This window comes from Acinetobacter sp. MB5 (assembly GCF_003261585.1).
Classification (GTDB): Bacteria; Pseudomonadota; Gammaproteobacteria; order Pseudomonadales; family Moraxellaceae; genus Acinetobacter.
In genome coordinates this window covers 41,510-61,632 of sequence record NZ_POVU01000007.1, presented here as the reverse complement: position 1 = coordinate 61,632, position 20,123 = coordinate 41,510, and the positions used below count along the sequence as shown (strand labels likewise).

Here is a 20,123-nt window from a genome sequence, read left to right as displayed (position 1 = left end):
AAACTATAGGCCCCCTGAAATTTTATATTAGGAAATCAATTGCTGTGTCTTTACTCAATACAGTAGATAAAAACCAATTGATCGCGATATTGCATTACAACCCAATGTTTATTCTTTCATTATTTTGAGTAATCAATACAATTTTTATGAGAAACTTATTTCAAATAATGAAAGTAAGCTAAATCCAATCTGCTTACTTTCACCCGATCTATGGTATTTAGTTTGACTGGTTAACGAGAGGATAACTGTTGCAAACGCTGCAATAGAGTCTCCATTTTGAACTCGCCCGTGAGACGTAAACGACGCTGCTCTTGATGCTGCTGATTTAAAAACAGGTAGGTTGGTGGGCCCAAAACATCCCATTGCTTCAGTAAAGCTTGATGAGAAGCATCGTACTGACTTAAATCCAGCTTGATTCGATAAAAAGGTTCAAGTGCTTGCTGTACCTGTGTCTGAGGTAAAATGTGATGTTCAATGGGCTGACAAGCCACACACCAGTCCGCATAAATATCGACCACAATCGCTTGCCCTTTCGGTGCTTGCTGTAACAGATTTTGAAATTCTTTGGCAGTTTTAGCGACATGCCATGATGATTTTGCACTTTCTTCAACAGCAGTTTGTCCTTGCCACCATTGATACTGTTGATAGGCATAAGCGGGGACAAGGCTCAGTAATAATGCTGCATAAAGCCACTTTAAACCGCGAGCATGTTTGAACAATCCATAACATAGATATGCCGTAAAGCTTAAAATGAGCAGGATATTCAGCCACTGCCATGCCCCTGCTTGTAAGATCGGTCGAATAAAATAAACGGCCAAACCCAACATGACAAACGCAAAGATCACTTTAACTTGCATCATCCAGAGTCCTGCTTTCGGCAGTACTTTTGCACCCAGCAAACTCACGAGGAGCATAGGAATACCCATTCCAAAGCCCAAGCCAAACAGCAAAATTGCACCATGCCACTGATTTTGAGTTTGTGAAATAAATAGCAATGCGCCTGCGAGTGGTGCCGTCATGCAAGGCCCAACCAGTAAAGCAGAAATAACACCCATCACGGCTGCACCGAGCAATGAGCCGCCTTTTTGCATGGATTGTGCCTGATCTAGATGATGCACCCAGCGATGCGGTAATTTAATTTCAAATAGTCCAAACAGGTTTAAGGCAAATACCACAAACAACAAACTAAACGCCATTAAAATGCTAGGTTGCTGTAACCAACGCTGAAACCCCAAACCAAATGATGATGCTACCATGCCCAAAACAGCATAGACCGATGCCATACTGGTGACAAAAACGAGAGCGATCATCCATGCTTTAATCCCCCGATGCTCTCGAATCAGCAAAGACGATAAAATCGGAATCATGGGTAAAGAACACGGCGTAAATGCCAGTAAAATTCCGAGACCGAGAAACAGTAACAATCCATAAGCAAATGAATGCTGACTCAAACGCTGTGACCATGATTCATCATCAGCACTTTGCATACTGGAATCTGTTGGCGTTGCAGCAACAGTCATGGCTGAGGTGCTATTGGAACTCAGAGAGGGCGAGGGTTGCTGTGACAGCTCCAGTAAAGTTGGCTGTGTTTGCACCTGATCCTGCATGCTTACCAGACCGTCAGCATCGGTACGAATGGTCATGTTTTGCGGTGGATAGCATAAACGATCCTTCGCACAGCCTTGCCAAGTAATCCGATAACTTTGATTCGGTGCGGTCGGAATAGTAAATGAGACTTGATTAAAATAAACCCAGCTTTTTCCAAAATTATCATCATGCTGAGAGATGGTTTTTGGCAGTTTTAACTTCAGTTTGTGCTGCTCTTGTTCTACCGTGAATTTCTGCTGGTACAAATAATAATTCGGCTGGATTTTCCAAGACAGTTGTGCCTGATGATCTGAAAGAGATTCAGCAGAGAATTGAAATGCCTGCTCAACGGGTAAAAGCTCGTCAGCATGAGTGAATACAGGAAAAGAGACGATAAACAAAAGGCAATATTGTATAAACCACAATATTGCCTTTCTTTTAGCATGCAATAGCATGGGCAAATCTGCTCATTCAATTTAGAACAAGTAGGATACGCCAAAACCACCTGAATAGTCAGGTACGTCACCACTCAAACCAACACCAACACTGGCATCAAATTGTGTGCGATTGTTAAGATTGTAAACGAGACCCGTTGCCAGTGAGGTTTGTTCGTGTTTGCTTTCTTGTTTACGGTATACAAACTCAGAATAACCCGACCATTTCCCTACGATCTTATAATTCAAGGTTGGAATAGCTGTCCATGACCAGTCGCCATCTTGCATGGCATAGTACATGGTAATACTGGTATTTAAGAGGTCATTTTGCTGATAAGCCACGGTTGAACCAATGGTATAAGTATCCTGATCTTCTCTAAAACCTTGATTACCTGTCGCCAATGAGACTTGGCCCAAAACTGCCATGGTCATTTTGTCATCTTGCAAATCAATCGCTTTTTTCACACCGACAGAGACATCACCCAAACCATGATCATTGAATTTTTGTCCAGCATATCGGATTTGTGTCCAAGCAGGCCCTTCCCAGCCTAATCGCAGTTCCATGCTGTCCGTCAAACCCGTACGGAACAACATATCTGTTTGGATCGTCGTGGTTTTTTCATAACCTTCTGCCGTACCTTGCTTGGTATACGACACGCTTGGCAAGCTCTGTTCCCACGCCAGTTGCCCAACTGGTGTAATACTTGTACCAAAACCTGAACCTGGGCGGTCAAAAGAAAAATCGGTCGCTAGACTGTGCATGCTCACTGTTGAAGCCAGTGCGAATGCTGTGATTTGCCATAGTTTCATAGATATTCTCAAGTGGTTAAGCTTTCGTTAATTTAATTCTTTTGTCATTTTTGCGCCATGCTCACGCAGTAATTGTAAGGTTTGCTTTTGCTCTGGCAAAGTTTCCGACCAATCAATTTCATCGTAGTCACATTCAAAAAATAATTGGCTAATTGATGATAACACGGTTAAATCTTCATCATCCAATGTATTTGGATTGACCTTTTCTTCGAGTAAGCGTTGTACAGCTGGAACACAGGCTGCACTTGCAGCATCCCAAAGTGGGCCATAGAACTCTTCTGCATCCCACAAATGAACATTGGCTTTGGCTTGAATCAATGCTTCAAGAATTTCAAGATGTGCCTGTAGAGCCTGTTGTTTTTCTTGTTCAGAAAGTGGTTTTCCTGCTTCGTAAGCATCACATAACATTTCCCACCACTGAAACAAACCATCACAAACGATGGTGACTGGTAAACCTTTTTCAGGGTGCATAAAATTAGGATCAAGCCCTTGAGACAACAGGTCTTGTACTTTTGCAGGGTCAAGTTGTTCAATCGCATCAATCAAAGCATGTTGTGCTGTCGTTAGCATGGGATGGTCTCAATGGCTATGTGCTTGATGCAGTTTAACAAGAAATGGATTTGTTGCGGCAATAAAAAAGCTCCCGAAGGAGCCTTTTATCAATCATGCAGAAACTTATGCTTCATCTTCTTCTTCAGCTTCAACCAATGGTTTAGCGCGAGGATTATCTTTTTTCTCAATCGCATGTTCGAGACTACGTTTCAAACGTTCAATTGCACCGTGAATTGCGGTATCAACATTACCTGCTTTATGCGAAACAGCTACAGGTTTCACGCCTGCCAGACGCGCTTCAATCATACAACGTAAGTCGTCGTCGCCACCTTTATCGCCATTTTCATCACTCAAATGTACTGAGAAATGGGTAATACGTTCAGCGTAGCGTTGAAATTCATTGGTAAGTTCTGCACGTATATAACTAATTAAACGTTCGTTATTTTGAATATTTTTATCTGTGCGGATTTCAATGTTCATAATTCATCCTCTCTTTTCTATCTGCTCTGTGCAAAACAATACAACCATCCATGTAATTAACCTAAAACTTCATATACAACAATGTGAAAGCACTTAAATTCATCAGATTTTATTCTTCTTGAATAGAAGATATTGTCACCATTTTTGCATGTTGTTTCGGTGTCCTTATATTTTAAATATCAGGCTATACTCAAAAATATGCAAGTATATTTTGCAAAAAACGATCAAAAGGAAACCAACCGTGACATCTCCTTACTTACGTGGTCAAGCGCTCATCGATTCCATTCGTTCCGAATCCTATTCTCGCGACCTGATTGGCTATCATGGCCAGCCTCCTCATGCCAATTGGCCACATCAAGCCAAGATTGCAGTTCAATTTGTTCTCAACTATGAAGAAGGCTCGGAAAACCATATTGAGCATGGTGATGCAGGTTCAGAACAGTTTCTCTCAGACATTATTGGTGCAGCCAGTTTTCCAGCCAAACATATGTCTATGGACTCGATGTATGAATATGGTTCGCGAGCAGGCTTCTGGAGAATTCACGAAGAGTTTCAGCGCCGCAATCTGCCAATGACCATTTTTGGCGTGGGTATGGCGCTGATTCGCAACCCGTATGTGGTTGAAGCCATTAAATCTGCAGGTTATGACGTTGCATCGCATGGTCAACGCTGGATTCACTATCAGGATATGCCGATCGAATTGGAACGCCAGTATATGGATCAGGCGATCAGTGTGCTTGAAAGCCTATTTGGTGAAGCCCCAATCGGTTGGTACACAGGTCGTGACAGCCCGAATACCCGTCAACTTTTGGCTGAGTTCCCACAAATTCAATATGATAGCGATCACTATGGTGATGACTTACCATTTTGGACAACACTCACCAGTGCTGAAGGCGAAAGCCGCCCACACCTGATTATTCCCTACACTTTAGAATCAAATGACATGAAGTTTTGTTCACCAGGAGGCTTCAATAGTGGCGAGCAGTTCTATCAATATTTAAAAGATGCTTTTGATGTGCTGTATGCCGAAGGTGAAACCGCTCCGAAAATGCTGTCGATTGGCATGCACTGCCGCATTTTAGGTAAGCCTGGCCGTTTTAAAGCACTACAGCGCTTTTTAGATTATATTCAGTCACATGAACGGGTTTGGATTTGTCGCCGTCAAGATATTGCCCAGCATTGGTATCAACATCATTTCCCAAAGTAAAAAAATCTATTTAGCTCTTGCTTTTTCGGGCATGAATGCACATGTTTAAATGAGTAATAGCAACAATAAACTGGACATAATTATGCAACTTTCTGAATTCAACCAACTCTCTGAGACACAAGCACAAGAATTTTTAAAACATTGTGTCCACATTTCCTCATGGATACGAGATCTCTCTGAACAGCGTCCTTATCCGAGCAAACATACCTTGATCAATACTGCTGAAATGCAAACTGAAACATGGACATGGGAAGAAATTAAAGCTGCTCTCGACACCCATCCTCGTATTGGCGAACAAAAAGCTAAAAAAGATCTATCTGCTCAAGAACAAGCTTTTTCCGAAAAAGAACAAGCTTTGGTCTATCAAGATGTCGAAACAGCCGATGCTTTATATGAAGCCAATCTGGCTTATGAGCAAAAGTTTGGTTTTATCTTCTTAATTAAAGCGGTTGGACTGACGCATATGGATGTTTTTGAAGCATTGCAGCAGCGCCTACAAAATGATTTGGAAACCGAAAAGCAAGTGGTTCACCAACAACTGGCAGGCATTGCCCTGCATCGTCTAGAACAAGGAATTGAGGCGTGATTAGTACCCATATTTTAGATACACACTTAGGCAAACCTGCTGCGGCTGTCACTGTGAAATTATTTGATGCGGCAAACCATACTTTATTGGGACAAGGGCAAACAGATGCCGATGGTCGCTTGAAAGATTTTGGCTTAACCAATTTTCTTGCTGGTGAATATCAGCTTGAATATGAAATTGCCCCTTACTTCGCAGCAAAACAGCTCGATACTTTTTTCCCAAAAGTCTGTATCCAATTTCATGTGAACAATCCCGAAGAACACTTCCATGTTCCCCTATTGATTAGTCCATTTGCTTACTCAACTTATCGAGGAAGCTAGACGCGAACTATTGGGTATTAATATGGATCCTGCCAAGTTTCAGGATCCATACCAATCAGACCAAATGGTCAAAACAGATTCACTTCTTGCACTAAATCCAAGCAGAATGCCACATAAAATGCTCTCTTTCTCGACGAGTTCCTTACATTTTATTTTTTTAAAATTTAAAAACTCATACATTATATGATTCAAAAGATAGGCATTTTTAAGCTTAGCTGCTGCTTTTCTCAACGTTTCTCTGCGCTTTTTTCTTTGCAATAACTACATGGGATAAAAATTTGTTTAAAATTGGTCAGATTTTTGCATCTTGCTTGTAAACCAATTTATTCATGTGGGGAAATTCTACAATGAGCAACATTCGCCTTAAAAAAGCGCTTCTTTTATGTGGTATCAGCAGCCTATGCTCTTCAGTTTTTGCATTGCCATTATCGAGTGATGACGCTTGTAAAGCGGCGAATGTCAGTGATTTTTCACAGATGTTTAGCTGTGGAACCATCGAAGGTAGCTTACGTCTAGCATCTTACTCAACCAACAATGCCTATTTTGCTGGAAATGATGAAGATACAACGACTGCGGGTGGCTATGTTAACTACAAAACTGCACGCTACAACGGTTTTCAAGCAGTAATTGGCGTTGAAGGCCAAAAACGTCTTGCTCATGGCGCGCATGATGTATCTGAACTTTCTCAAGATACGTTCGGAATCGGTGAAGCGTATATCAACTGGACACAAGACAAATTCTCTGTGACTGTGGGTAATCAAAAACTTGATCTGCCATTTATGGGTGATTACTCATTCTATCGTGTACAACCATGGTTATATCAAGGCATTGATATGAAATATGGTGATGCAGATAACTTTGTTCGTGCAACCTATGTCAACAAATACAAAAGCTATGGCGATGACAGTTTTGCACACCGTGACCGTTACAACGATGACCCATATTCATCTGCACAAGACACGCGCCTTGATCATGTAACGAGCTTTGGTCTTGGTAAAAAATTCAATCTGGATGATAAATACCTGAAAACCCAAGCATGGTTAGAAAGCTATGAAGATTCATTCAACTTGTATTATGGCGAAGCTAACCTTGGTTTTGACAAAGTAAAATGGGCACCAGAAGTTAGCGTACAAGCTGCTTATGCCAATGATATTGGCGATGCACAGTTCGGTAAAGTGGACAGCACATCTCTAGGCGCTCAGCTTAAACTGAAACCAACGGACAAATTAACTTGGCGTCTTGCTTACGACCACGTGTTCAAGAAAAATGATGCTTGGGGTAACGGTACTTTACCAACACCATATGCACATAACACCTCTTCTGATCCGTACTTTGCACAGCCATTCTTCACCAGTACTCAGGACTTAGGCCCTGGTGATTTCTATACCACTGAGCTTTCTTCGCCATTTGGTGAAAATGCTTTTGTTGGTAGCCGTATCTCATACACAGACTTGAGCAATACTGAATTCAATAAAGATATGTATGAAGTGATGTTCTATGGCTTCTATAACTTTACAGGTGCTTTAAAAGGTTTGAGCTTGTCTGAGTTTATTGGTTTCCAAAAACAAAAAGGCGATTCAAATGCATTCTTGCAAAACCGTTTTGGAATCACTTACAACTTCTAAGTCTCATGGTATAACGATCACTTCAGTGATCGTTACCGCCTGATCAAGTTGTTAAAAAAGATGCCTTCAAGGCATCTTTTTTATGGGGTGAATTTTTGTTTTGTGATGCTCATTAATCCAATACATTCCCCACGATGTTACTGATAATACCCTGCATAATATGCGGTCCTTGCTCCTGACGCAGTTCGCTGTACCATGTTTGAGTCGTTTCCTCATCTTTCATATGCGTCACATCGCAACGTTTGCGTGCGCGTAACACCATTTCTTTGGTGCGTTCATTGCGCTTTTCCTGATAACGTGACAAAGCATCTTCAGTACCCAAAGTATTGACCTGTAAGGCACGTGCCAGATAAATCGCATCTTCCATCGCCTGACAACCACCCTGCCCAATATCAGGTGTGGTACTGTGTGCGGCATCGCCCACCAAAACCACATGCCCTTTATAGAACTGCAAAAACGGCTCAATGTCATGAATTTCAACCCGATTGGTTTTTTGCGGATCGAGTCGCTCAATCAAGCTTTGAACCTGTGGACACCAGCCTTTGAAATATTCTTTGAGCAGACTTTGATACTGACTACGGTCATTCTCCAAGCCCACAGGTAATGGCACATCTAAAAAGAAATAGAAACGCTGATCGGCTACGGGCATAAGCGATGCGCGTTTACCCTCACCGACATAGGTTGTCCATTGTTCCGCAGGTGCGAGGTCTTCAGAAATATCCACCAGTCCATTCCAGTTGACATAGCCTGCATAACGGCGCTGAACCTGTTCACCCAGTACATAAGCACGAGTAATCGAGTGTGTGCCATCTGCCCCAATCAACAGCTCGGTTTCAACTTCGGCACCATCCTCAAATTGCAGCTTCACCTTGCCCGCTTGTTGCTCCAAGGCCACCATACGTTTACCCAAATGAATATCTTCACGACCAAATTCATCCATGAGCATGTTTTGTAAATCGGCGCGCGATACAGGATACGGACGCTGACCGACTTCCTGAATGAGCGGCTGCAAACTAAATTGCGTCATGGTTTCCCCTGTCAAACCATCGACATAAGCCAGATCATTCATTTGCCCACCCAGTTTGGCAATTTGAGCAGACAATCCTAAATAGTTTAGGCATTTCACGCCATTTGACCATAAAGAGATCGCAGCACCAACGGGAAGAATTTTTTGTGTTTGTTCATAGATGGTTACTTTATGTCCGAACTTTTTTAGTGCAATTCCTGTGGTTAACCCCCCCATACCAGCACCGATAATGACAATTTCCATCTATAGCTCCTGTATATTTATACCGTTTGTTTTATTTTTGATGCCAAAAACGTGCCATACCCAGTATTTTGCTCTGAATTCGTTCAATTCCTGCAAAACTGCCACATTTTTGCCACTCTTTTTTAAATAATGAACAGTGCTAGTATAGGCAAAGGATTTTATTTCACGACATAAAAACACCCTAATAGGAAAAATACATGGCTACCCTACTCGCGCCTGCTTTTGAACTACCAACGCATTTGACTCACCTGACCAATCTGGCCGATGCGCGTATTGGTGCCGCCATCATTGACTGTTCTGATGAATTTTTTGCCGAAGCAAAACGCATGCTGAATGCCGATGCTCCGATTTTTGTCGAAGACAAATTTGATGATCATGGCAAATGGATGGATGGTTGGGAAACTCGCCGTAAACGTCATGCAGGCTACGACTGGTGTATCGTTAAACTCGGCGTGGCAGGCAAAATCTCAGGGCTAGACATCGACACGACGTTCTTTACAGGCAACTATCCAGCATCGGCTGCTTTAGAAGCTTGCTATGCACCCGATGGTCAGCTTGATCAAGTTGAGTGGCACAATTTACTGCCCAACAGTGTTTTAGGCTCAAGTCAGCATCATATTTTTGAGATTGCATCAGATCAGGTGTTTACCCATATTCGCCTGAACATTTTCCCTGACGGTGGTGTAGCACGTTTACGCGTGTATGGTGAAGTGCAAATCCAGCTTAAAGACAGTGAACAAACTCTCGATTTACTCGCTTTAGAAAATGGTGGACGGGTGATTGCATTTAGTGATGCACACTATGGTCACCCACGTAACCTGATCAACCCAGGGCGTGGTATCAACATGGGTGATGGCTGGGAAACCAAACGCCGCCGTGCTCCTGGTTTTGACTGGTGCGTGTTGGCGTTAGGACAGGCAGGCTCTATTGAAAAGATCGAGATTGATACTGCTCACTTTAAAGGTAACTTCCCTGCCCAAGTGTCGATTCAAGCCGTCTATGTGGAAGATGCCACCGATCCACAATTAATCCCGCAAAGTATGTTCTGGCCATTTTTACTTGAAGCACAAGACATGCAAATGGATCATGTACACAGCTATATCAATGAAGTGTTGGCTCACGAAAAAATCTCACATATCCGCGTTAACATGATTCCAGATGGTGGCATTAGCCGTATTCGTTTATGGGGTAAAGTCACAGGATGAGTGAAATCACCGTTCAGATTGAACCGTTAAGCATTGAAAGCTTCGCCGAATTCGGCGAAGTGATCGGCTGTGCAGGACATGATTTTTTTCATATCAATGATGCACATACCGAGCGTTATCACGCTTTGGTACAGACTGAAAGCGATGCAGCAGGCAAGATTGGCATCAGTATTTTCCGCAATATCAAAACCACAACTTTGCCGTTGCAAATTGATATGCTGGAACGACATCCAATTGGCTCACAAGCCTTTATTCCAATGCAGGGACAAAAATTCCTGATTGTGGTTGCACCCAATTTAAATGCTGAACAGCCAGACCTACAGCGTATTCGAGCCTTTATGTCAGATGGTACGCAAGGAGTAAATTACCGTGCAGGAACATGGCATCACCCACTTCTGACTTTGGAAAGTCCAAGTGATTTTGCTGTGGTTGACCGACTAGGTACAGGTCACAACTGTGATGTATTCAAGTTCCCTGTATCGGTACTGATTCAAGAATAGGATTCTGGTTAGGCTGTTTCGGCAGCCTGTCTTATTTTTAAATGAATGTGTTTCATCATAAAAATTCAATTCATTATTTTTAAATGCTTGGAATACTCATGATTTGCTTTGACATGCTCAAAGATTCATTGCAGAAATCCACCTTCACTTTCTCTCCTTAGTCTTTGCAAAAGCATAAAACTTTGACCATCTTCATTGGTTATAGTGAAAATCCTGTTTAGTGTGCTCACTCTCGTTTATGATGAAAAAATTGATTTTACTGAGCCTTGCCACAGCAACGGCATTTTTAACTGCGTGTAGTAGTAATCCTTCGGAAAAACAGCAAGCTATGGCTAACCCTGCCAGTAAATATTGCTTAGAACAAGGCGGTAAATTACGCCCTTTAAAAAATGCCTATGGGGATGAATCCATCAACTGTAAATTGCCACATGGGCATGAACAGGATGAATGGGATTTGTACCGACAAACCCATTCATAAAAAAAGAGGGCATTTGCCCTCTTTTTTATTCGCGAAGTTAAACCACCAAATCGGCTAAATTACCCTTTTGCTCTAACCAATGCTTACGATCTGAAGAGCGTTTTTTGGCAAGTAGCTTATCCAGCAAACTTGCAGTGAATTGAGCATCATCCAGATCCAACTGTACCAAACGGCGCGTATTCGGATCCATCGTGGTTTCACGAAGTTGGCTCGCATTCATCTCACCCAAACCTTTAAAGCGGGTAATTTGCGGATTTTTGGTTTTGATCTTGGCTAAAATACTTTCCAGCTCATCTTCATCCAATGCATAAAATACGTCTTTAGCTGCATCGACACGGAACAATGGCGGCATTGCCACAAACAGATGTCCATCTTCTACCAATGCTGGAAAATGCTTCACAAACAAGGCACACAGTAAGGTCGCAATATGCAAACCGTCCGAGTCAGCATCGGCAAGAATACAGATTTTGCCGTAACGCAATTCCGATAAATCATCACTGCCTGGGTCTACCCCAATCGCAATCGCAATATCATGGACTTCTTGTGATGCTAAAACTTCATCGGAAGATACTTCCCATGTATTCAGAATTTTCCCGCGAATCGGCATGATCGCTTGGAAATTCTTGTCACGGGCTTGCTTGGCACTCCCCCCCGCAGAATCCCCTTCGACAATAAACAATTCACTTTCTTCACGCGTTTGTCCAACACAGTCCGCCAGTTTCCCTGGCAATGCTGGCCCTGAAACAATACGTTTACGCTCAACTTTTTTTGCTGCTTTGAGGCGTCGACCTGCCTTAGCAATCGCCATTTCAGCCAGTTGCGTTGCGGTTTCTGCATTTTGGTTAAACCACAAAGCAAAAGCATCTTTGGCAATATTCTGCACAATCCCTGCCGCTTCACGGCTCGACAAACGCTCTTTGGTTTGCCCTGAAAATTGTGGTTCTTGGAACTTAAGCGACAGAATATAGTTCACACCATCCCAGACATCTTCTGCGGAAAGTTTCATGTTACGTGGCAACAAATTGCGCAGTTCACAAAACTCACGCAGTGCATCAGTCACGCCTGAACGCAAGCCATTGACATGGGTTCCGCCTTGAGCCGTTGGAATCAGGTTGACATAACTTTCCTGAATCTGCTCGCCGCCTTCAACATTCCAGCACACAGCAAATTCACAACTGGCACGCTCTGCATCGCCACGCGAAACAAAGGCAGGCTGTGGCAAAATCTCACGATCTTGCAGTTCATCCATCAAGTAGTCGACCAGACCATTTTCAAACTGCCATTCGATTTTTTCGTCATTAATCTTGTCGATATAGCAAATTTTTAAACCCGCCGCCAAAACTGCTTTGGCTTTCAGGTTATGTTTTAAGGCTTTTAAAGCAAATTTCGGATTGTCAAAATATTTGCTGTCTGGCCAAAAACGTACCAGTGTGCCTGTGGCACGTTTCGGCGCTTTACCTTCAAGCACTTCAAGCGGTGCAACAGGCTCGCCATGTTCAAAGGCCATTTTATAAAGATTGCCCTGACGCTGCACATCCACTTCAACGCGGTTGGACAAGGCATTGACCACTGAAATCCCGACCCCATGCAAGCCACCTGAAAACTGGTAGTTATCGGTGCTGAATTTACCGCCTGCATGCAGCTTGGTCAGAATGATCTCAATCCCGCTTTGACCATATTCAGGGTGAATATCGACGGGCATACCACGACCATTATCTTGAACCGAGAGTGAACCATCTTCAAAGACCGTGACACTAATCTGATTGGCATGCCCTGCCAAAGCTTCATCCACCGCATTATCAATCACTTCTTGCGCGAGATGGTTTGGACGCGTGGTATCGGTATACATTCCCGGACGGCGACGTACAGGATCTAGACCAGATAAAACTTCGAGGGATTGAGCCGTATATTGTGACACGTGATTATTTTTCCTTTGTGATCGCTAAGGCTAAAAAAGTCAGCAACATGGGAATTTTATCAGCAAAATTTTCCATGGCATGATTTCCCCCCACTTCTGTCATGATCATGCTGGGGGTTTGTGCCTGATTATAATAGCGTTGTGCTTCCCGATAATCCAAGACTTCATCGCCTTGTTGCAATAACACTAACAATTTGCTGGCATCTTGAGCAATAGGCACATCCATTGTAGCCAACTGTTGTAGCTGGGGTTCATCCAGTGCCCAGTCAGGCGTGACCTGCAACGGAATTTGTCCATGGCCAAACAAACGCATAAACAACGCATAAGGATGCACGGCGGGATTAATCAATACCGCAGGACACTTGTGTTGCAAGGCTAGATGTGTCGCATAAAAACCACCGAAACTACTGCCTACCAAAGCCACATCTTCAAGCGATTGTATATCGCGGGCAACTTGGGCAAGTACTTCTAAAGGTGGCTTATTTAAATCTGGTAAATACACATGATGATCTGGGCAGTGTTGCAGACAATACTGCTTAAGCTGCTGCCCCTTAATCGAATAAGAATGACTGCGAAAACCATGTAAATAAATAATATTCATATGAAATCAACCATCAATTTTGTATTAAATCTACGTCATTCCCTGCATGACCACCATGCAATGATTTAAACTGATCTTGTAGGACAAAAGTCCTCTCAGTATGCTCCAAAATTACGTATGTTAAGCATAGAAAAACCATAAACTATTGCTGTAACATCAGACAATACTTGGTTAACACAGTTATAGAGAGATCAAAGACTATGCCAAGTTTAACGCCACTACACGAAACTTATTGTCGTTGGGACGATACGCCACCAAGTCAGGCCGACTTGATGGAAGGCTTTGCTCAACTGATGACAACCCCAAAACAAAACTTATATGGCTTAATGCATGACATTCAAACCGAGCTATTATCCAGTTTTTTGAGGTTAAGTGAAAAACGTGTACAGCGTTTACAGCATACCTGTGTGATGAACCAGTTTAACCATGCCGTTTATGAAGTGATGAACAAGTCTGGGAGTCATTTGTTTGCACCACTTCTTAGACAAATTTTAGAAAAATACCCAAATCTTAGAGAAAAATCACTCAGTCCCATCACACAAGATGCTTTAAGTATTTTAAATGGGGTTGCAGGTGACTACTTTTTACTACAACAGAATCCTCTCGCCTTGCCGATGGTTTTATATGATCACTATGGTGCAATTCAAAAGGGTGATGTCGGTGGACGTATTGTGATTTTCGTCCACGGACTCTGTTTAAGTCATCGTGACTGGTCAAATAGCCGATTTGAAGGGATTGGTGAACGCTTACTGGCACAGCGCGACTACAACACCATGCTGTATCTCAACTACAACACTGGACGGCGTATTTCAGCTAATGGCCGCAGCTTGTCCAATTTGCTTGAAGACCTGATCGAACGCAACCCGCGCATCCAATCCATTGACCTGATTGGGCATAGCATGGGGGGCTTAGTTTGTCGTAGTGCCTTATTTTATGGCAAACAGGATTTAAAACACTGGTTTCACCGCACCCAAAACTTGGTATGCATCGGTTCACCACATCACGGCGCAGCACTAGAACGCTTTGGATTTCGGTTACAGGAAAGTCTAGGGCATTTTCCTTTGGTGAAAATTGCCCGTCATATTGTCAACTTTCGCAGTAACGGCATTTTAGACTTACGCTATGGCAGTGTGCGTGATGATGACTGGGAACACATGCCTGCACGAATTGGCTCAATGGATGACTGCCGTAAACCTGCACCATTGCCATCTCATATCAGTGCCTTCTTTATTGCTGGAACCATGGAATTCAAGACCATCAAAAATAAGACCTTGTCGATTATTGGTGACTACTTGGTGAGTGTACAAAGTGCATTGGGCGAACATCCCAATCCGCGCTTTAACCTCAATATTCCAGATTCACATAAAGCGGTGTTCTATGGTCTGAATCATTTTAATATTCAGTATCATCCAAGTGTCGCAGAGCAGATCACACGCTGGTTATATCCAGATCCTGAATTGCCTGAACAAAACTTCTTGCATCGTCATGTGGTGGATTTGGGTATCTACGAACTCGATACCCTGCTTGAAATGCAAAGTGAAGATTAAGCCTGTTTCAGCACGTTGCTCACGGTTTTCTTCTGCGCCAGTGCAATGCCCAACAAGATCATCATGCCACCTAGCGTATGGTAAATCGTCCATTGCTCATGCAACCAAATCAGCGCAATCACTGCGGTAAACACAGGCACAAGATTCATAAAAATACTGGTTCGATTTGGCCCTAAATGTTGCACTGCCAACATCCATAAAATCGGTGCAAACAAGGATGGAAACACACCTGCATACACTACACTTAACGCATTTTTGCTATTTAAGGCATCCAATCCCAAATACACAATAAATGGCAGATGAAACAGCAAAGCAAACGCAATTTGCAGATAGACACTGACCATCAAAGGCAAATTCAAACGCCATTTTTTCAGAAATACACCATAGAATGCATAGAAAAACACGGCGACTACCATCAGCGCATCACCAAAATGATGTCCTGATGTCAGCAAAGCGGAGAAATTCCCTTGTCCGATCACATACAGCAATCCAAAAAATGACAAGGCACTTCCTATCAACGCAAAACGATTGGGAATATCTCGAAGCAACAGCATCGACACAAAAATGGTAAACACAGGAATAAAGGCATTAATAATGCCCATGTTGGTCGCAGAGGTATAATGCGATGCGGTATAGGCAATACCCTGATACAACACCATACCAAATGCACCCAAAATCGCCAGTTGCCCCAAATGCTGACGGATCTGCGCTCGCACATGCCATGCCCGATGTAGCATGAACGGGGTCAGTAACACGAAAGCAATCAGCCAGCGATAAAAACTAATACTGACAGGTGAAATGAAGTCTGAAACATACCTCGTCACCACAATATTCAGTGACCAAATCAGCACAGCCAATAAGGGCAGCACCAATGCCCACCACGGGATTGTTTGGCGTTGTTGCATCACATTTTCTCTTCATCATGGATCAGACGACTATTGTGCCGAGCAGCGGATTTGATTGAAATACTGCAAACCCGACATCAATATCGCAAATACGACATGGCTTAAAATAAGTCCCAAACCCGCATCGCATGCTCAACCACTTTATGCAATTGTTCCTGTGTCGAGCCATCACGCGCTTGCAGGGTCAGACCTTGAATCACAGTGGCATAAAAATCAGTCATTTCATCAATCGGTGTATCGGCCGCCAAGTCACCATCCACAATGCCTTGTTGTAACCGCTGCTGCAATTTCTGCTTTTCTTTCAGGCGCTTCTCTAAAACTTTCTGCTGTACATCATGGGTTTGTTCCGAGCAATTGACAGCAGCAACAATCAGCATGCACCCCGCAGGTTTATTGGGCTGCAACAAGCGTTGTAAGTGGTTATATAAATAAATCTCGAAAGCGACTTTTGCTGTTTTTGCCTGCTCAAAAATCGGCACAATCGGACAGGCTTCATGTTCCAAATAATAGTCAATGCAGCGATAAAACAATGAAGCTTTATCACCAAAGCAACTGTATAGACTCGGGGCAGTAATGTGTAGAGCCTGTGTTAAGTCACTAATTGATGTCGCCTCATAACCATGCTCCCAAAACAACAACATGGCTTTTTCCAATGCCTGCTGTTCGTCAAAACACTTTGGTCGACCACGTTTTTTTTTGATTTGGACATCCGTGTCTTGTATCGCCAAATCTGTAGGGTGTTCTGTCATACAGGGAATAACCATTTTTATAACAACCGTTATAAATTAATTGACGGGAGCAATTTCTTCAACTATTTTATTTTATAGTGATCACTATAAAATTAGTTCTTATTGTTAAAACAGGATGCCTTTATGCCCACTTCCGTGGTCTCAGAACAGCAATCTTCCCCCACTCAAGGCAGTTGGCTCGCCATTTTGACGGTTGCCATTGCTGCTTTTGTGTTGGTCACCAGTGAATTTTTACCCGTTGGCGTTTTAAATAATGTTGCCAGTGATTTACAGATTTCAACAGGCACAGCAGGTTTGGTGATTACCTTACCTGGGGTAATGGCTGCCTTTGCCGCGCCACTGCTCCCTGTTTGGTTTAAGCAGCTCGACCGTCGCTATGTGTTGATTGTGCTTACGGCAATTATGGTAGTTGCCAATACCATTACCGCACTCGCCAGCAATTTTCATATTGTGTTGCTCAGTCGTTTGGTTTTAGGGATCTCGATTGGTGGTTTTTGGGCAACTGCAATCGCCTTAAGTGGCAAACTTGCACCTGCACAGTTACCGATTGCCAAAGCCACTGCGGTGGTCATGACTGGTGTTACTTTTGCAACTGTATTGGGTGTGCCAATTGGGACTTGGTTAAGTGGCTTATACGGTTGGCGTAGTGCCTTTGCCATCAATGCTGCAATTGGATTTTTAGTCCTGATTTTACAAGTCTTTTGCTTACCTAAACTGTTACCAGAATCAGCAATTCGTTTCAGCGATTTACCCGCCTTACTTCGGGTCAGCAAGGCACGACGTGGTATCGTGATTGTGCTACTAATTGGTTTAGCCCACTTCTGTGCCTATAGCTATCTCGCACCGTTCTTCAAACATATTGCAGGTTTTAGTAGTTCAACCATTAGCAGTCTATTGTTGCTCTACGGTATTGCAGGAATTTTTGGAAATGCCTTTGCAGGTTATAGCGGAAATCTCAATATTCGTTATACCCTTGCCTTTGTGGGTTTATGCTTTGCGATCGTCTTCTTCAGTTTCCCTGTATTTGCAACTGGCTTATTTGGAGCGCTGACTTTAACGGCATTATGGGGCTTTGCGTTTGGCGCATTCCCGACCACAGCCAATATCTGGATGTTCCTGCACGCAGGTGATGCGGTAGAAAAAGGTATGCCTTTATTTGTGGGGATGTTTCAGGTGATGATTGCGGTCGGTTCATTATTTGGCGGCATCGTGGTTGATCTCTATAATGAAAGTACCCTGATCTACAGTGTGCTCAGTTTTATTGTCTTGGCACTGATTGCCTTATTTACCCTGACCCGAGGATTAAACAATCCTAAAGTGAGCTGCGAATCCTGAGAGTAAATGATGAATCATCCATCAAATCTGAAAAACTTAAGTGACCTGATTGAAATTCATGAATTTTTCTTTCAAGCCAATGAACAGATTTCGATGCATTGCTGTCTGTGGGGCGACTTCAATTTTAGTCTGGATGGCATTTTACAACTGCAAATTCGAGATGAACTCTACCTAGCCCCACCCAATTATGGGCTGTGGCTACCTCCACAGACAGAACATGGTTGTCTTGCGGTTCATCAGGATGTCACGCATTTTATCTGCATTCGTATTCATCCTGATCTGGCGCAACACCTCAGTCCACAGTGTCAAACCTTGGTCACTCTCCCCCTGCTACATGCTTTGGTCAAGGAAGCACTGCTGATCCGCCACAATTACCCGCAGCAATATCAGCATCTATTACAGGTGATTTTTGATCAACTTCGCTTTGCCGACAGTTATGATCATTATCTCCCGCAAAGTAGCCACCCTGTTTTACAGCCTATTTTGGCAAAGCTGAATGAGCTATCCAATTTTCAGCATTCAATTCAAAATCTGCTTGCCCCTTTTCAAATCAGCGAACGACATTTATTACGTTTAAGTCAGCAAGAACTGCGATTATCCATTTCCGAATGGCGTAACCGTGCCAAAATTATTCATGCGGTATGTTTGCTGAAACAAGGGCAAAGCATTAAACAGATTGCCTACTTGCTTGGCTTTCGCCATAGCTCCAGTTTTATTGCATTTTTTCGACGTTATATAGGAAAAACCCCTACGGAAATGCGCGTGGAACGCTAGTCACGTAAATCTGCTTGTTTTTAACAAAAAATCATTTTAAAACATTAGTCTAATTTTTAAGGATTGCACCATGAACCAGTCTATTTATGAAATTCCTGTAAACACCATTACAGGTGAAGCAACAACGCTTGCACCGTACCAAGGCAAAGTCTTGTTAGTCGTTAATGTTGCATCTAAATGTGGTTTAACCCCTCAATACGAAGGCTTGGAAAAACTGTATCAGGCTAAACAAGCTGAAGGTTTAGAGATTCTGGGCTTCCCTGCGAACAATTTCTTGGCACAAGAACCAGGCACCGATGAAGAAATTCAACAGTTCTGTTCTGTTAATTATCAAATCGATTTTCCATTATTTGCGAAAATTTCAGTTGCTGGTGAAGATAAACACCCACTTTATCAAGCACTGATTGCGGCACAACCAGAGCGTATTGGTGAAGGCCCTTGGTGGAAAGATTTGGTTGAATATGGCTTAACACCAAATCCAAAGCCTGAAATTCTTTGGAACTTTGAGAAATTCCTGATTGGCAAAAATGGTGACATCGTGGCACGTTTTGCACCAGACATCACTGCCGATGATGAACGTATTGTCAGCGCAATTGAAGCTGAACTTGCCAAATAAAATTTTTAAATAGAGTAAATCCAAGCAGATTTACTCTATTTTTTATTGATTTATACTTTCATAAATACTAAAGAATTAATCTAAGTTTACATTTCTCGGCCATGTTTTCATGGTCTGTTCATGGTTTTAAAACTGTTCCAACATAATATTCATTGGCATCTGCCATAAATCTGTTTAAATAAAACTGTCGAAACAACAGTAATAAAACAAGTGGAGAATTCTATGAAACGTTTAGTCCAAGGAATCATTTTAACCGTATCTGCAACTTTAGCTGCTGGTTCAGTGTTTGCACATCCAAATGACCCACACTATGTCAAAAAGACCGTCACTACTACAGAATGGCGTGTTGGACATGCTGCACCACCTGCTCACTTTAAACGTGCGCACGCAGTAGATTACCGTCACTTCAAAAAATTACCACGCCCTGGACGCCATCAGCAATGGTATAAAGTCGACCACAAATATGTATTAATCAACGTTCACAACCATCATGTTGTAAGAGTAGTTCATTATTAATCTATTCTCTTAAAAAGAGGGCATTAAGCCCTCTTTTTTTATTCTGTACATCACGATTGATCTCAAAAATTTCAAATAGGCCAAGCCAATAATAAAAAGCAAATAGTC

At 42.7% G+C, this 20,123-nt stretch carries 21 protein-coding genes; 12 read left to right on the top strand and 9 right to left on the bottom strand.

The window, feature by feature from the left end:
• Positions 1-230: 230 nt before the first annotated feature.
• From dsbD to C1A47_RS10315, 4 genes are all read right to left on the bottom strand, one after another.
• Positions 231-2,042, bottom strand: a complete 1,812-nt coding sequence (gene dsbD / locus C1A47_RS10330) for a protein-disulfide reductase DsbD (RefSeq protein WP_111894963.1) — start codon at positions 2,040-2,042, stop codon at positions 231-233.
• Positions 2,043-2,063: 21 nt separating this feature from the next.
• Positions 2,064-2,831, bottom strand: a complete 768-nt coding sequence (locus C1A47_RS10325; RefSeq protein WP_111894962.1) for a transporter — start codon at positions 2,829-2,831, stop codon at positions 2,064-2,066.
• A 27-nt stretch (positions 2,832-2,858) separates the two neighbouring features.
• Entirely contained in the window at positions 2,859-3,401 is a 543-nt protein-coding gene (locus C1A47_RS10320; protein ID WP_111894961.1) for an ankyrin repeat domain-containing protein, read from the bottom strand.
• Between the two features lie 105 nt (positions 3,402-3,506).
• Positions 3,507-3,863 (bottom strand): HPF/RaiA family ribosome-associated protein, encoded by a 357-nt coding sequence (locus tag C1A47_RS10315; RefSeq protein WP_111894960.1) that lies wholly within the window; start codon positions 3,861-3,863, stop codon positions 3,507-3,509.
• 241 nt (positions 3,864-4,104) lie between these two features.
• On the opposite strand from C1A47_RS10315, the gene puuE reads away from it, so the two are divergent.
• The 4 genes from puuE to C1A47_RS10295 all read left to right on the top strand — a co-directional run bounded on the left by puuE (position 4,105) and on the right by C1A47_RS10295 (position 7,601).
• A complete protein-coding gene (gene puuE / locus C1A47_RS10310) occupies positions 4,105-5,070 on the top strand; it encodes an allantoinase PuuE (protein ID WP_111894959.1) in 966 nt (321 codons plus the stop codon).
• An 82-nt stretch (positions 5,071-5,152) separates the two neighbouring features.
• The gene (gene uraD / locus C1A47_RS10305; protein ID WP_111894958.1) at positions 5,153-5,656 is read left to right on the top strand and encodes a 2-oxo-4-hydroxy-4-carboxy-5-ureidoimidazoline decarboxylase; all 504 of its coding nucleotides are present in this window, start codon (positions 5,153-5,155) and stop codon (positions 5,654-5,656) included.
• Entirely contained in the window at positions 5,653-5,976 is a 324-nt protein-coding gene (gene uraH / locus C1A47_RS10300; protein ID WP_111894957.1) for a hydroxyisourate hydrolase, read from the top strand. The genes uraD and uraH overlap by 4 nt, the downstream gene beginning before the upstream one ends.
• Positions 5,977-6,323: 347 nt before the next feature.
• Positions 6,324-7,601 (top strand): hypothetical protein, encoded by a 1,278-nt coding sequence (locus C1A47_RS10295; protein ID WP_111894956.1) that lies wholly within the window; start codon positions 6,324-6,326, stop codon positions 7,599-7,601.
• Between the two features lie 112 nt (positions 7,602-7,713).
• Here C1A47_RS10295 and hpxO read toward each other — a convergent pair whose 3' ends face one another.
• Positions 7,714-8,871, bottom strand: a complete 1,158-nt coding sequence (hpxO, locus tag C1A47_RS10290; protein WP_111894955.1) for an FAD-dependent urate hydroxylase HpxO — start codon at positions 8,869-8,871, stop codon at positions 7,714-7,716.
• Between the two features lie 197 nt (positions 8,872-9,068).
• Here hpxO and alc point away from each other — a divergent pair, with 197 nt between their 5' ends.
• The 3 genes from alc (at position 9,069) to C1A47_RS10275 (ending at position 11,054) form a co-directional block, all read left to right on the top strand.
• Positions 9,069-10,076 (top strand): allantoicase, encoded by a 1,008-nt coding sequence (gene alc, locus C1A47_RS10285; RefSeq protein ID WP_111894954.1) that lies wholly within the window; start codon positions 9,069-9,071, stop codon positions 10,074-10,076.
• On the top strand, positions 10,073-10,576 hold the full coding sequence (locus C1A47_RS10280; protein WP_111894953.1) for an ureidoglycolate lyase: 504 nt from the start codon (positions 10,073-10,075) through the stop codon (positions 10,574-10,576). The genes alc and C1A47_RS10280 overlap by 4 nt, the downstream gene beginning before the upstream one ends.
• A gap of 238 nt (positions 10,577-10,814) precedes the next feature.
• Complete coding sequence (locus tag C1A47_RS10275) at positions 10,815-11,054, top strand: DUF333 domain-containing protein (protein WP_111894952.1); 240 nt, start codon at positions 10,815-10,817, stop codon at positions 11,052-11,054.
• Between the two features lie 37 nt (positions 11,055-11,091).
• On the opposite strand, the gene parE is transcribed toward C1A47_RS10275, so the two are convergent.
• Positions 11,092-12,972 carry a DNA topoisomerase IV subunit B gene (gene parE, locus C1A47_RS10270; protein WP_111894951.1) on the bottom strand — a complete coding sequence of 627 codons (1,881 nt, stop codon included), beginning with the start codon at positions 12,970-12,972 and terminating at the stop codon, positions 11,092-11,094.
• Between the two features lie 4 nt (positions 12,973-12,976).
• Positions 12,977-13,573 (bottom strand): YqiA/YcfP family alpha/beta fold hydrolase, encoded by a 597-nt coding sequence (locus C1A47_RS10265; protein WP_111894950.1) that lies wholly within the window; start codon positions 13,571-13,573, stop codon positions 12,977-12,979.
• Between the two features lie 200 nt (positions 13,574-13,773).
• Here C1A47_RS10265 and C1A47_RS10260 point away from each other — a divergent pair, with 200 nt between their 5' ends.
• A complete protein-coding gene (locus tag C1A47_RS10260) occupies positions 13,774-15,120 on the top strand; it encodes an alpha/beta fold hydrolase (RefSeq protein ID WP_111894949.1) in 1,347 nt (448 codons plus the stop codon).
• Here C1A47_RS10260 and C1A47_RS10255 read toward each other — a convergent pair.
• The gene (locus C1A47_RS10255; RefSeq protein WP_111894948.1) at positions 15,117-16,025 is read right to left on the bottom strand and encodes a DMT family transporter; all 909 of its coding nucleotides are present in this window, start codon (positions 16,023-16,025) and stop codon (positions 15,117-15,119) included. The two genes, C1A47_RS10260 and C1A47_RS10255, sit on opposite strands and share 4 nt — an antisense overlap.
• A gap of 101 nt (positions 16,026-16,126) precedes the next feature.
• The gene (locus C1A47_RS10250) at positions 16,127-16,774 is read right to left on the bottom strand and encodes a TetR/AcrR family transcriptional regulator (RefSeq protein ID WP_111894947.1); all 648 of its coding nucleotides are present in this window, start codon (positions 16,772-16,774) and stop codon (positions 16,127-16,129) included.
• Between the two features lie 123 nt (positions 16,775-16,897).
• On the opposite strand from C1A47_RS10250, the gene C1A47_RS10245 reads away from it, so the two are divergent.
• From C1A47_RS10245 to C1A47_RS10230, 4 genes are all read left to right on the top strand, one after another.
• Complete coding sequence (locus C1A47_RS10245) at positions 16,898-18,109, top strand: MFS transporter (RefSeq protein ID WP_111894946.1); 1,212 nt, start codon at positions 16,898-16,900, stop codon at positions 18,107-18,109.
• A gap of 9 nt (positions 18,110-18,118) precedes the next feature.
• Positions 18,119-18,883 (top strand): AraC family transcriptional regulator, encoded by a 765-nt coding sequence (locus C1A47_RS10240; protein WP_111895070.1) that lies wholly within the window; start codon positions 18,119-18,121, stop codon positions 18,881-18,883.
• A gap of 70 nt (positions 18,884-18,953) precedes the next feature.
• Entirely contained in the window at positions 18,954-19,499 is a 546-nt protein-coding gene (locus C1A47_RS10235; RefSeq protein ID WP_111894945.1) for a glutathione peroxidase, read from the top strand.
• A gap of 222 nt (positions 19,500-19,721) precedes the next feature.
• The gene (locus C1A47_RS10230; protein WP_111894944.1) at positions 19,722-20,015 is read left to right on the top strand and encodes an RcnB family protein; all 294 of its coding nucleotides are present in this window, start codon (positions 19,722-19,724) and stop codon (positions 20,013-20,015) included.
• Positions 20,016-20,123: the final 108 nt, after the last annotated feature.

Coding starts and splice junctions, on each gene's coding strand:
- alc (WP_111894954.1), top strand. CDS start 9,069: ATGGCTACCCTACTCGCGCCTGCTTTTGAACTACCAACGCATTTGACT.
- C1A47_RS10260 (WP_111894949.1), top strand. CDS start 13,774: ATGCCAAGTTTAACGCCACTACACGAAACTTATTGTCGTTGGGACGAT.
- C1A47_RS10230 (WP_111894944.1), top strand. CDS start 19,722: ATGAAACGTTTAGTCCAAGGAATCATTTTAACCGTATCTGCAACTTTA.
- C1A47_RS10245 (WP_111894946.1), top strand. CDS start 16,898: ATGCCCACTTCCGTGGTCTCAGAACAGCAATCTTCCCCCACTCAAGGC.
- C1A47_RS10275 (WP_111894952.1), top strand. CDS start 10,815: ATGATGAAAAAATTGATTTTACTGAGCCTTGCCACAGCAACGGCATTT.
- hpxO (WP_111894955.1), bottom strand. CDS start 8,871: ATGGAAATTGTCATTATCGGTGCTGGTATGGGGGGGTTAACCACAGGA.
- C1A47_RS10265 (WP_111894950.1), bottom strand. CDS start 13,573: ATGAATATTATTTATTTACATGGTTTTCGCAGTCATTCTTATTCGATT.
- C1A47_RS10320 (WP_111894961.1), bottom strand. CDS start 3,401: ATGCTAACGACAGCACAACATGCTTTGATTGATGCGATTGAACAACTT.
- C1A47_RS10325 (WP_111894962.1), bottom strand. CDS start 2,831: ATGAAACTATGGCAAATCACAGCATTCGCACTGGCTTCAACAGTGAGC.
- C1A47_RS10240 (WP_111895070.1), top strand. CDS start 18,119: ATGAATCATCCATCAAATCTGAAAAACTTAAGTGACCTGATTGAAATT.
- C1A47_RS10235 (WP_111894945.1), top strand. CDS start 18,954: ATGAACCAGTCTATTTATGAAATTCCTGTAAACACCATTACAGGTGAA.
- C1A47_RS10250 (WP_111894947.1), bottom strand. CDS start 16,774: ATGACAGAACACCCTACAGATTTGGCGATACAAGACACGGATGTCCAA.
- C1A47_RS10280 (WP_111894953.1), top strand. CDS start 10,073: ATGAGTGAAATCACCGTTCAGATTGAACCGTTAAGCATTGAAAGCTTC.
- C1A47_RS10255 (WP_111894948.1), bottom strand. CDS start 16,025: ATGCAACAACGCCAAACAATCCCGTGGTGGGCATTGGTGCTGCCCTTA.
- C1A47_RS10295 (WP_111894956.1), top strand. CDS start 6,324: ATGAGCAACATTCGCCTTAAAAAAGCGCTTCTTTTATGTGGTATCAGC.
- uraD (WP_111894958.1), top strand. CDS start 5,153: ATGCAACTTTCTGAATTCAACCAACTCTCTGAGACACAAGCACAAGAA.
- C1A47_RS10315 (WP_111894960.1), bottom strand. CDS start 3,863: ATGAACATTGAAATCCGCACAGATAAAAATATTCAAAATAACGAACGT.
- dsbD (WP_111894963.1), bottom strand. CDS start 2,042: ATGCTATTGCATGCTAAAAGAAAGGCAATATTGTGGTTTATACAATAT.